The organism is Flavobacterium geliluteum, from assembly GCF_017948595.1.
GTDB classification, from domain to species: Bacteria; Bacteroidota; Bacteroidia; order Flavobacteriales; family Flavobacteriaceae; genus Flavobacterium; species Flavobacterium flavipigmentatum.
The window spans coordinates 40,625-53,855 of record NZ_JAGFBV010000011.1 but is presented as its reverse complement, the minus strand read 5'-3'; the positions used below and the strand labels follow the sequence as shown (position 1 = coordinate 53,855).

Sequence of the window (13,231 nt, the reverse complement as noted above, 5' to 3'; positions counted from 1 at the left end):
AATCGGTTAACCGAATGAACGATTAACCGATTAAACTTTTATTAAAATTCTGCACTTCCAGGAGTTCTCGGGAAAGGAATTACGTCTCTGATGTTTGTCATTCCGGTTACAAACAATACCAGACGCTCAAATCCTAAACCGAAACCGGAGTGTGTTGCGGTTCCAAATCTTCTGGTGTCTAAATACCAGTATAATTCTTCTTCATCGATTCCAAGAGCTTTCATTTTTTCAACCAAAACATCGTAACGCTCTTCTCTTTGCGAACCACCAACAATTTCCCCAATTCCCGGGAAAAGGATATCCATTGCACGAACGGTTTCTCTTCCAGGTTCTGTGTTGTCATTCAAACGCATGTAAAACGCTTTGATGTTTGCTGGATAATCAAACAAAATTACCGGACATTTAAAGTGTTTTTCTACCAAGTAACGCTCGTGTTCCGACTGTAAATCAGCTCCCCATTCGTTGATGATGTATTGAAATTTTTTCTTTTTATTTGGAGTTGAATCTCTCAGAATATCAATTGCTTCGGTGTACGAAACACGTTTGAAATTGTTTTCTAAAACAAAATTCAATTTCTCCAACAAAGTCATTTCACTTCTTTCTGCCTGAGGTTTTGATTTTTCTTCTTCTAAAAGTCTTCCTTCTAAAAATTTCAAATCATCGCCACAATTGTCTAAAGCATATTTGATTACATACTGAATAAAATCTTCAGCCAAATCCATGTTGTCATCCAAATCATTAAAAGCAACTTCTGGCTCGATCATCCAAAATTCTGCCAAGTGACGAGAAGTATTTGAATTTTCGGCTCTAAAAGTAGGTCCAAAAGTATAAATCTGACCCAAAGCCATTGCAAAAGTTTCACCTTCTAATTGTCCAGAAACTGTTAAATTAGTATGTTTTCCGAAGAAATCTTTTTTAAAATCAATATTTCCTTCTTCTGTTTTTGGCAAATTGTCCAAAGGCAATGAAGTCACCTGAAACATTTCTCCGGCACCTTCGGCATCTGCTCCTGTAATAATCGGCGTGTTGACATACACAAAACCTTTTTGCTGAAAATAGTTGTGAACCGCATACGACAATACCGAACGCACACGCATAATCGCACCAAAAGCATTCGTACGCACACGTAAATGTGCATTCTCACGCAAGAATTCCAAAGAGTGTTTTTTAGGCTGCATTGGGAATTTCTCCGCATCAGAATCTCCTAAAATTTCAAGTTTTGTAACCTGAATTTCGTATTTCTGACCCGCACCTTTACTCTCCACCAAAGTTCCAATTACAGAAACCGCAGCGCCTGTGGTCACTCTTTTTAAAGTTTCTTCCGGTGTATTTTCAAAATCAACAACACATTGTATATTATTAATGGTAGATCCGTCATTAAGCGCGATAAACTGATTGTTTCTAAAAGTTCTCACCCATCCTTTTGCATTCACTTCCTGAAGCGTCGTCGTACTGTTTAATAAGTCTTTAACTTTTGTGTGTTTCATTTTTTATATAATATTGATAGTAAATTATTTGTTGTACAATAACTGCAAATATAAACGATAATAATTAATTTTTGAAGCTATTTCCTGCTATCCGCTATATCTTTTCCTTGCTAAAGGAGCAAGAAAAAGGATGCCGCTACTATCAGGGCTAGGGCACTCGTTTTCATAAAAGGCAATTATTTCTTTATTTTTTGTCTTTGCGAGGAACGAAGCAACCTCACTACAATAAGAGACAAAACGTGATCTCGCAAATGAGATTGCTTCGTTCCTCGCAAAGACTTAACGTTGTGTATAAAAAAAGAATTCGTGCCAATTCTAGAAATTCGAAAAAACTTAATCCTCCAAATCCTCTTTCTTCGCTTTTTTCTTCTCAAAAGTCAAAACCAAAGCAGGTAAAACCAATAAATTAGCAAACATCGCAAAGGCCAATGTGCAAGAAATCAATCCGCCAAGGGCGATTGTACCGCTAAAACTCGAAAGTGTAAATGTTGCAAATCCTAAAATCAAAACCACCGAAGTATAAAAAGTACTAATTCCGGTTTCGCGTAAAGCGCTAAAAATAGATTTTTTTACTTTTCCGTTGCTTTGCAATAAATCATGACGGTATTTGGCCATAAATTGAATCGCATTATCAACCGAAATTCCGAATGCAATACTAAAGACCAAAATAGTCGATGGTTTTAACGGAATTCCAAAATAACCCATTAATCCAGACGTGATACAAAGCGGTAAAATATTGGTAATAACCGATGCAAAAACCATTTTAAACGATCTGAACAAATACAGCATCAATACTGCGATTACAAAAATGGCAAAAATTAACGATTCGATTAAGTTGCCTACCAAATACGAAGTTCCTTTTTGAAAAACTAATGCTTTTCCGGTAACGGTAACTTCATAACGGTCGCTCGGGAAAATTTCATCAATTTTTGCATGTAATTTTTTCTCGACTTTGGCCATTTCGTCTGTACCAATGTCTTTCATAAAAGTCGTGATTCTGGCGTATTGTCCTGTCGAATCAACATAACTTTTCATCAAATTATCTTTGGAGTTTTTGGTCGCATTTTTGGCATAACTCAAAATAAAAGTTTGCTCTTGCGAAGTCGGTAATTGATAATATTCTGGTTTTCCGTTATAAAATGCCTGTTTAGAATATTTAACCAAATTGACTATCGAAACCGGTTTTGACAACTCGGGCATGCTCGCAATCGTGTTTTGTAACTCCTCCATTTTGCGCATGGTCGATAATTTCATCACACCTTTTTTGCGTTTGGTGTCAATCATTATTTCGAGTGGCATTACGCCATTAAATTCTTTTTCATAAAATAAAATATCTTTAAAAAACGAAGCACTTCTGGGCATTTCACCGATTAAACTTCCTGAAACTTTCATCTGAGAAATTCCGATGATGCTAAACAATAAAAGCAAACCATAAATCGTGTAAATAACGCGACGCTTGTTTTTTACAATATTTTCAACCCAGTCCAATAAGGTCGAAATATAGTTTTTTGTCAGGTGGTACAAGTGTTTTTCTCCCGGAACCGACATAAAGCTGTATACAATTGGTACGATCAGTAAGGTTAGGATGTAAACCGAAATTACGTTGATAGAAGTTACCAAACCAAATTCAAAAAGCAATTCGTTTCCGGTTATCATAAAAGTGGCAAAACCAATAGCCGTAGTCAGATTGGTCATTAAAGTCGAAACTCCAATTTTAGATATAATACGTTGCAACGCCTTTGCCTGATTGTTGTGCAGTTTTATTTCCTGCTGGTATTTATTGATCAGGAAAATACAATTGGTAATTCCGATTACGATAATCAATGGCGGAATTATAGCCGTTAAAATCGTGATTTTATAATGAAGTAACCCCAAAGTTCCAAACGACCAGATTACGCCCACTACTAAAATACAGATAGAAATAAAAGTTGCTCTGAATGAACGGAAAAAGAAGAAGAAAATCAAAGAAACGATAAACAGTGCGGCTCCAATAAAAAGGGCAATTTCGCCTTTCATATTATTGGCGTTAATGGTTCTGATGTACGGCATTCCCGAAACCCTCAAATCGATTCCCGTTGTTTTTTCGAATTTATCAATTTTCGGAACTAAATTTTCTAAGATAAAGGTTTTTCTTTCGGCGGTATTTACCAAATCTTTATTGATGTAGACAGCAGAACGGATACTGCCGCTTTCTTTATTAAATAACAATCCTTCGTAAAAAGGCAAATTATAAAATAAATCGTGCTGAATCGTCTTTAAATAAGCAGGGTCAAGAACCTTACTTTGATTGATAAAAGGAGCTAAAACAAATTTTTCGTTGACTGTGTCTTTCTCGAGTTTTTTCAAATCATTCAAAGAAACAACCAAATCTACTTCTCTCGATTTTTTTAAACCTGTCATCAAAGTGTTCCAGGCGGCATAATTTTTTGGTGTAAAAAAAGTAGGGTCTTTAAAACCAATTACAATAAGATTACCTTCTTCGCCAAATTTGTCTAAGAATTTTTGATAGTCTTTATTGGCGATATGATCTTTAGGAAGCAAGTTGGCTTCGGTATACGACATAGCAAGATTCTTCCATTGAAAACCAAGGAAAACGGTTATCAGGGCCACAAGTACTAGTATCGTAATTCTATTTTTAAGTATAATTCGGGCTACTTTTTCCCAAAATCCAACTTGAATTGCTTTTTTCATAAATTCTTTAAAATGGATGCAAATGTAGTGAAAAGTGCTATAAATCATTAACAATCGCCTCTGTTTTTGTCCTATGTTAACATAAATTAACATAGGAAGTTAAGGATAATTTACCACTGTTTCTGCAATTAGTACCGTAGCTTTTCTGATATTTGTACTTTAAATTTAAAACAACAAAAATGAATTGGATCATATTGATCATTGCTGGGTTTTTTGAAGTAGCTTTTGCTTCTTGTTTAGGCAAAGCCAAAGAAACTTCCGGGATCATCTCGACCTACTGGATGGTGGGATTTTTTGTTTGTCTTTCAGTCAGCATGTTGCTGCTTTACAAGGCCACGCAGGTGTTGCCAATTGGTACTGCTTATGCCGTTTGGACAGGTATTGGGGCGGTTGGGACTGTTTTGGTCGGGATTTTTATTTTTAAAGAACCGGCAACTTTCTGGAGAATCTTTTTTCTATCGACTTTGATCGCTTCAATTATTGGACTGAAATTTGTTTCTAGTCATTAAAGTTGTAATAAAGATCATTAATCTTTCTCTCTTTTAGATAAAAAATAATACTTTAGCTTTTTAGAAGTATTAAAAAATTAAGACACCAGCAAATTGATCATGCATTTCGATATCGAGATGTCAACACTAATGCTAGGAAATAGATGAAGGGTTGTTTATACAATTTACCTTCAAATTTATATTTTATATTCAAGTTAATGTTAATTTACTTAATATGATTATTTCCTTAATTACGGTTTACTTTAATGCTATTATTGCTTTATTGTTCTATTGCTTTATTGTTCTATTGCTTTTACTTATGATGGTTTAAAACCTTATACCCTACACAAGAGAATATGGCTGGTGTCTTTTTAAATGATTTATTTAAGTCGGAAATTAAAGTAAGATTTGAAAGAATTCGAAATGTTCGAGAGTTCGTGTCTATTTTAAATTATATCGAAAGTCAAATTTCAACTTCTACAGAAGAGATTTTTGAACTAACTTTTTCTCACCTTTATTATTTATCAAAATCAAAAGACAATAGATATACGGAATTTGCTATTTTAAAGAAAAGTGGTAAACTAAGACAAATAAATTCACCTGATAAATTATTAAAAAGAGTGCAAAGCTTAATTAATCTTTTACTTCAGATTGTTTTTGAATCTCACTCACATTATTGTTCAAATGGTTTTTTACTTGGGAGGGATATCAAAAGAAATGCTATTCCACATACAAATAAAAAATTTGTTTTAAATGTGGATATCGAAGATTTTTTCCCATCAATAAATTTTAGACGAGTAAAAGTTGTTTTAGGACTGTCACCTTTTAATTTGATCGATGAACGAGAAAAAATAGCTTTTATAATTGCCAATCTTGGAACGTACAAAAATTGTTTGCCTCAAGGTTCTCCAATGAGTCCTTTATTATCGAATATTGTTACTCAAAAATTAGATAGAAAAATTTCTAAATTTTGCCTAACACATAGAATTAAATATTCACGATATGCAGATGATTTGAGTTTTTCTACAAACAAAAATATTTTAGATGAATCATTTATAAAATCAATTAGAGATATTGTTGAAGATGAGAATTTTAGAATGAATAACGAAAAAACTAGGTTGCGCTCTTCAAGAGAAAGTCAAGAAGTTACAGGACTAGTTGTTAATGAAAAAGTAAATATCAAGAGAGAATATTTGCAAAAGGTCCGCGCAATGCTTAACAATTGGGAAAAAGGAGGATTGAGGTTTGCGGAGGAAACATTTAAAAAGCATCAACCTCCTAACAAATTAAATTATGACTTTAGATCTGTTTTGCTTGGTCATTTGTCTTTTTTAAAGCTAGTTCGGGGAGATGACGATCAAACTGTAAAAAGATTAAGATTAAAATTTTCTTTTTTAAATAATTTAATCAATTACGATTTTATTGATAACGAAGGGGTTAAAAATAGATTGGAAAAAGATAATTTAAAGATGGAGAAAATATTTTTTGATGAAGGTATACCTAATGATAAATTTATTTCATTTTGCACTTCCGCTTTCCATCAAATTGAAAATTTAATGAACTATTTTTATTGGAAGAAATTTCCAAATTATGATGATTTGTTAAGTGAGTTACTGACTAATAATGATAGGTTTAAAAAAAGGTATAAAACTTTAGATAATGCCAGAGATAATTCTAAATCTATAAAGAATTTAGATATTAATGTTTTAATATATCTGTATGAAAAAGAATTTTTCTTTGATAAAAAAATATATTATAATAAACATATGACAATGCTACGAGAAATTAGAAATGATGAATCTCATAGATGTAGTATATTTGGTACTGATTTCGAAAAGTTAAAGGCTGACTATTCATTAATTGAAACTGAACGTGCTCAAAAAAAGAAAAATAATAAAAACTTTATTTTAAGCGATACCCAAGCAAAGACAGAATTAAATTATCATACATATAATTTTTTAGAGGAAAAGAACTACAAGGAGGTTAGAAAAAATTTGCTTGTTATATGTAATGAAATAAAAAACTCTTTGCTAATTAAATAAACATTATGCAGGAAAACACTACCATAACTTTTATTTTTTTAGCCATCATATTGCTTTTAGTAGCACTCATTTGCTTTATGATCTACCAATTGATGCAATCTAAAAAAGCAAAAGAAGATGCCGAAAAAAGTTTTTATGCCCTCGAAATGAAGGTCAACGATTTGCAATTGGAGACTTTAGAGTCAAAACTTAATCCGCATTTGTTTAAGAATATCCTCAATTCGATTCAATCTCATGCGTATCAAACTTACTTTGCGTTGGATAAATTGGCCAATGTTTTGGATTATATTCTCTACGAAAGCAAAAAGAAATTTGTCACTGCAAAAGAAGAAATTGATTTTGCAATGAATTTAATTGAAATCAATAAAATTAAAATCAGTCCGCTTTTCGAATTAAAAATAAAAACCAATATCAATCAGGAAGACAAGTTGTATGAACAGCCTTTGTTGGCGCCACTGATATCGATAGACTTGATCGAGAATGCTTTTAAACATGCAGATTTGCAAAGTGCTGATGCTTTTATTTCTGTGGTTTTTGAGTTTAAAGACAATGCTTTTTTTATGACCGTTTCGAATAAAATTTCGGATAAAAAAGTATTAAAAAAAGAACGAAGCGGTTTTGGACACACGACTTTGGAACATCGTTTGCGAATTATTTACAAAAATAATTTTAAACTCGAAAGATTTGTAGAAAACGATATTTATATTGCTCATCTAAAAATTGATTTACTTGAATACAAAACTGAAATGCTTGCTTCTGGACGATGAGCTGCCCGGCTTGATGTACCTGAAAATGCTTTGCGAACAAATTGCCGAAGTAGAAATTGTCAAGACGTTTAATGATCCCACAAAACTGCTGACCGAAATCCCGCAACTCGATTTTGATTTATTAATATCAGACATCGAAATGCCGGGTATGGATGGTTTGCATTTGGCCGAAATGTTACAGGACAAATTGGTTATCTTTTGTACGGCATACAAACAATACGCCGCAGATGCCTTTACAATTGATGCTGTAGATTATATTACAAAACCTGTAAAAATGGAACGTTTGCAAAAAGCGATTTCAAAAGCTCACGAGCGATTTCAGAAACCAGATTCTTCAAAAAAGTTCCTGCAGCTCAATACCGATAAAGGCAAAACCTTGTTGTATTTTAGTGAGATTCTTTACATTAAAACCGCAGAAAGTGATAGCCGAGACAAAACAGTGCTGTTGCGTGACGGCAGTTTCCTGAATTTGAAAAACATAAAATTTGATACGCTCCTCGCAGCATTACCCGAAGCCGATTTTTGTCGTGTAAACAAAAAGGAAATTGTAGCTGTAAAAGCCATTAAGTTTTTTAATCATAGCGAAATTATGCTGCATCACACTCTGCAAAATGGTAAAAATAGTACGCTGATCATTAGCGAAACCTATCGTTCTGACTTTCTATTGAAGGTTAAGTTGTAACTTATTACAAAGTTTTTCCGCCTTGTTACATACATTAAAAATTAGCGGTAAATTTACTTTTTCGCTAAAAAATCTGTTCTGATATTTGCGGCAATTAATTAAAAAATGAGTTATGAATAACATAAAAAACTCTTTGTTTTACGTAACAATTATTGGAGGTTTTAGTGCTTTGATTTATTGGGTTATTTCAAAAGGTACAACGCTCGAAGTAGGACGTGGAATCGCTCAGAAAAAAATAGAAAGCAACCATTGGAATGATTTTTTGCATTCTATGATCGAAAATTTGCAGCATCCTCTGGCGATTTTATTAGCACAAATTGTCACCATTATTTTGGCTGCACGGTTGTTTGGATGGATTTTCAGAAAAATAGGGCAACCCTCTGTAATAGGTGAAATGATTGCCGGAATTGTTTTAGGACCTTCTTTGGTCGGACTTTATTTTCCGGAATTTTCTGGGGCTTTGTTTCCAAAAGAATCGTTAGGTAACTTACAGTTTTTAAGTCAGATTGGTTTGATATTTTTCATGTTTGTTATCGGTATGGAGCTCGATCTAAAAGTACTTAAAAATAAAGCGCATGAATCTGTAGTAATCAGTCATGCAAGTATCGTAATTCCGTTTGCTTTAGGGCTATCTCTGGCTTACTTTATTTACGGCACTTTCGCACCAGATGGCGTAGCTTTTTCTTCTTTCGGACTGTTTATGGGTATTGCCATGAGCATCACGGCATTTCCGGTTTTGGCGAGAATTGTTCAGGAAAGAGGCATGCAAAAAACAAAATTGGGGACTATTGCCATTACTTGCGCTGCCGCTGATGATATTACGGCCTGGTGTATTTTGGCGGTGGTGATCGCGATCGTAAAAGCAGGTTCTTTTTTAAGTGCTTTGTACGTGATTGGTCTGGCCATACTTTATGTAATCGTAATGCTAAAAGTAGTGCGACCGTTCTTAAAACGTGTTGGTGATTTAAACTCAACTCGCGAAAGTCTGAACAAACCAGTTGTTGCGATTTTCTTCATTACCCTTTTATTCTCTTCTTATGCTTCAGAACTAATTGGTATTCATGCTTTGTTTGGCGCTTTTCTGGCAGGAGCTATTATGCCCGAAAATAATAAGTTCAGAAATATTTTTATCGAAAAAGTAGAAGACGTTTCCATTATTGTCTTATTGCCTTTGTTCTTCGTATTTACGGGTTTAAGAACGCAAATCGGATTGCTTAATGATCCTTATTTATGGAAAGTGACAGCGGTAATTATTGCCGTTGCTGTAATAGGCAAGTTTTTTGGAAGTGCTCTTGCAGCCAAATTTGTCGGACAAAATTGGAAAGACAGTTTGGCTATTGGTGCCTTAATGAATACACGTGGTTTGATGGAGTTGGTGGTACTAAACATCGGATATGATCTAGGCGTTTTATCAACAGAAATTTTTACCATGATGGTTATTATGGCATTGGTTACTACTTTTATGACAGGCCCGGCGCTAGATTTTATCGGATATCTTTTTAAAGAAAAAGCAACCGTCATTCCGCAAGAGATTGGTAACAAAAGCAAGTACAAGATTTTGCTTTCTTTTGCAACTCCTGAAAAAGGCAAAAAATTACTTAAAATTGCTAATAGTCTCGTAAAAAAGCAAGGTGATAATTCTATTGTCACAGCAATGCATTTGTCTTTAAGTACTGAAATTCATTCTTTTGATGTAAAAGACCACGAAAGAAAAATGCTGTTTCCGGTAATCGAGGAGTCAGAAAGATTGAGCCAAAATATGGTGAGTGTTTTTAAAGTAACCAATGATATTGATATCGATATTATCGAATCGGCCAATCAAGGAGAATATGATTTGCTCCTCGTGGGTTTAGGACAATCTATTTTTGATGGTACTTTGTTAGGTAAAATTCTTGGTTTTACTACCCGAATAGTAAATCCCGATCGTCTGATTGACAAGTTTACAGGGAAAGAAGGCTTGTTTGAAAATTCTCCTTTTGATGAACGAACACGTCACATTATCGCTAAAACAAAAATGCCAGTCGGAATTTTTATCGACAAAGAGTTGGAGGATGTCAATCAGGTTTTTATTCCGATTTTTAGTCAGGAAGATGCTTTCCTTATTGAATATGCTAAGAAATTAATCAATAATAATGGGTCTCAAATCACGGTTTTAGATGCCAGTGGCGAAGTAAAAAACACACGCGATATTCAGGAAACGATTCGCTCAATCGAACAAATTGCACCCAATCATATCATGATTATGAATGACAGAACGATTAAGAAAGAGTTTTTAGAAACACAAAACCTAATGATTATAAGTCTGGATAGCTGGAAGAAATTAATAGAATCTCAAAGCATTTGGCTCAATAATACACCATCTGTTTTGATTTTGAAACCGTAGTTTTAAATTCCAAATTCAAAAAAAAGAAATCCCAAATCCCAATTAGTAAAAGTTGGAATTTGGGACTTTTTTTACTTGAAATTTGTGTCAGTTATTACAATCCCAAATCAAGAACATAAGACAATTTTACTGCAATGTTGTCCTCAAATTTCAATAATTGATTCGGGCCATAGCGGTAGAAACCACCTAAACCAAGGCCTTTGTAGATTTTGTTCAATTCGATTCCGGACTCAAAATAACCTCTATCAAGTGTTTTATAGGTCATTCCAACATGTTGCTCAGGTTGCTTCATATTTCCCCACGCCATTCTGGTCACCAACACCAGCGAAGGACGTACTTTTCTTAAAAGTCTGATGCGGTCTAAACTATGTTTGAACTGAAAAAACACATACTGGGTAGAGAAGAATTCATTAAAATACATCGTTTCAAAACTGTTTCTTCCCGAAAAAGTAATACGCTGTATAATGGTTTCTTTGTTAAGATTATTTGGTGCGGTATTGTACAAATGGGTAATAGGAATATCGCCCATTGCGATTCCGCCCTGCAAAAGCAAATTGGTTTTTTGTCCGTTTAAATATTTTTTTTCGTATTCGGTTTTAAAATCTATTTTGGCAAAACTAAAATCGTTATCCAGTACATTGGGCAGTGATTGGGTGTACTGAAACGTGAATCTAGGGAATTGTTTGTCGGTTTCGGTGCGTCCGCTTGGCGTTTGCATAAAATCGCTAAATGGCGCCCAAACGATTGAAGCCATTGCCGTAGTCATCATGTAACTCGAATACAATTTGCCATTCAGATTAAAACGATAATCAAACATCGGCTCTACATACGTGCGCGACAACTCAAAAATCCCTTCCGTTTTCGGAATAATTTTCGACTGAACATTGGCTTTCCAGCTATGGTATTTATAAAAAGTACTAATGTTTATCGGGCGCGGATCGTAAATTTTAAATACACGTTTGTCAACCGCAAAAGTAGTACTTGCAATTTCTTTAATGTCAGAGGTATAAGAAGTATTCAGCCAGGTATTGGTTTGTTTTTCTAATAAAATACCGCTGCCCAGATTGTACTTAAAATTACCGTCTTTTGTTCCGTAAGCCGTGTACCCTTCGATTCTGAAAACTTTCGAAAACCGATCGTTTGTAATACCTCCCAATCCAAGTCTAAAACCTTCATAGTTATTATAACTCATTATTTTTTTTAAATCCAGATCAATTGGTCCAACCGGAAGATAGCCGTTGATGATTTTTCGGCCCAAGCCCAAACGTCTTTCGATTCTTTTATTGATAGAAAGGCTGTCGATTAAAAGATAGGTTTTTTGACTTTTTACGTCTAGTTTTTCCTTTCGGTATTGATCCCAGAAACTTTCGGGCTGCTTGCTGGCATTTTCTTTTATTTCGATATAAAGAGAAGGGTCTTTTATCTTCGGATGTGTGTTGTATTGAATGTCGAAGTTGTTGCTTTCAGAAAGCAGATAAGTAAAATCGGAAGCGACTTTTTTTCGTGGTTCAAAATTTTCTTCTTCGTCTCCATCAAACTGAATAGTTCCGCCCAGAATTTTGATATCATTCCTGTTTTTACCTTTTACAATTTTGAAAGTCGTATTGCTTTGAAACCAAATTTTTTCTTCGGGAACGTATGTAAATTCATGTATTCCGCTAATGTCCAGAACACCTTTTATCCGCATCACGGCTTTCGCGACAGCGTAATTCTCACTATCGATATACAAAACTCCTTCCAGTCCTGTTGATTTTCTTGTCTTTTTATTTTTAAAGTGAATCATGTACGTTTCTCGACCATTTATGACAACCGTGTCCAGAAGTTTATAGCTGTAATCACGCTTAGCATCACTGGCAATCGGACTGTTATATTTTGTCTCAAACAGCTCGTATTTGTTGTCATAGATAGAAATAGATTGCAGGTTGAAAGCAATAATTTCGTAAACAGGTTCTTTAAAACCAGCCATTTTGGTTCCTAAAATAGTTTCTTTTAAGGTGTTTTTATCAAACTGATATTGTGATATTTTTTCGGTTTGAAATAAATGTTGCTTGCTTATTATTTCTTTAAACTTGTAATCTGAAGAGTCAATATTTACTATTTTTTTGTCCAGATCTTTATAAGCAGTAGTGGTATCAACACGTCCGTCAATAGAATCGGGCGTTGCGGTTACGATAAGTTTATTGTATGATTTATATTCAAAACTATGTAGTTTTTTAAGCGGGTCGTTTTGGTTTTTATTAAGAATGACTTTTCTTAAAATAGTCAATGCGGGATTTTCATTAGAAATAACCACTTCTTTTAAATCGGCTGTTCTTTCGGTTAGCGATACGGCATAATATTTTTTTGCCGTGCTTACGGCTATATTTTTGGTATCAAAACCAACGTAAGAAATAGTAATAGAGGTTGTGCTTGGCGTAATAGTAAGTAGAAACTTTCCGTCAACATCTGTTATGGTGTTGTTGTTTTCAGAGGTTGTAATAGTAGCAAACGGAAGAGGTTTTTTGTTCGAATCGTTTACAACTCCATTTATTTGAAATTGCGCTTGCAACGAAAGCGTAAAAAACAAAGTTAGGAAACAAAATAGCTTCATAGAGAGGTATATAGAGTTGAAACGGGATTATTTAAGTTTTGGTATGGCAAAAATAACAATAAAAAAATCCGTCTGGTACATTTTTACCAAACGGATTTTTA

General features: G+C 34.1%; 8 protein-coding genes. 5 read left to right on the top strand and 3 right to left on the bottom strand.

Features of this window, described 5'->3' with window-relative positions:
- Positions 1-41 precede the first annotated feature (41 nt).
- Entirely contained in the window at positions 42-1,487 is a 1,446-nt protein-coding gene (asnS, locus tag J3495_RS08490; protein ID WP_210666131.1) for an asparagine--tRNA ligase, read from the bottom strand.
- A gap of 333 nt (positions 1,488-1,820) precedes the next feature.
- A complete protein-coding gene (locus tag J3495_RS08485; RefSeq protein ID WP_210666130.1) occupies positions 1,821-4,178 on the bottom strand; it encodes an efflux RND transporter permease subunit in 2,358 nt (785 codons plus the stop codon).
- A 179-nt stretch (positions 4,179-4,357) separates the two neighbouring features.
- Here J3495_RS08485 and J3495_RS08480 point away from each other — a divergent pair, with 179 nt between their 5' ends.
- The 5 genes from J3495_RS08480 to J3495_RS08460 all read left to right on the top strand — a co-directional run bounded on the left by J3495_RS08480 (position 4,358) and on the right by J3495_RS08460 (position 10,540).
- Complete coding sequence (locus J3495_RS08480) at positions 4,358-4,687, top strand: DMT family transporter (protein WP_210666129.1); 330 nt, start codon at positions 4,358-4,360, stop codon at positions 4,685-4,687.
- 335 nt (positions 4,688-5,022) lie between these two features.
- Entirely contained in the window at positions 5,023-6,708 is a 1,686-nt protein-coding gene (locus J3495_RS08475) for a reverse transcriptase domain-containing protein (protein ID WP_210666128.1), read from the top strand.
- A 5-nt stretch (positions 6,709-6,713) separates the two neighbouring features.
- Complete coding sequence (locus J3495_RS08470) at positions 6,714-7,475, top strand: sensor histidine kinase (RefSeq protein ID WP_210666127.1); 762 nt, start codon at positions 6,714-6,716, stop codon at positions 7,473-7,475.
- On the top strand, positions 7,438-8,157 hold the full coding sequence (locus J3495_RS08465) for a LytR/AlgR family response regulator transcription factor (RefSeq protein ID WP_210666126.1): 720 nt from the start codon (positions 7,438-7,440) through the stop codon (positions 8,155-8,157). Before J3495_RS08470 ends, J3495_RS08465 begins: the two co-directional genes overlap by 38 nt.
- A 112-nt stretch (positions 8,158-8,269) precedes the next feature.
- Entirely contained in the window at positions 8,270-10,540 is a 2,271-nt protein-coding gene (locus J3495_RS08460; RefSeq protein ID WP_210666125.1) for a cation:proton antiporter, read from the top strand.
- A 94-nt stretch (positions 10,541-10,634) separates the two neighbouring features.
- Here J3495_RS08460 and J3495_RS08455 read toward each other — a convergent pair whose 3' ends face one another.
- Complete coding sequence (locus J3495_RS08455; protein ID WP_210666124.1) at positions 10,635-13,130, bottom strand: DUF5686 family protein; 2,496 nt, start codon at positions 13,128-13,130, stop codon at positions 10,635-10,637.
- Positions 13,131-13,231 lie beyond the last annotated feature (101 nt).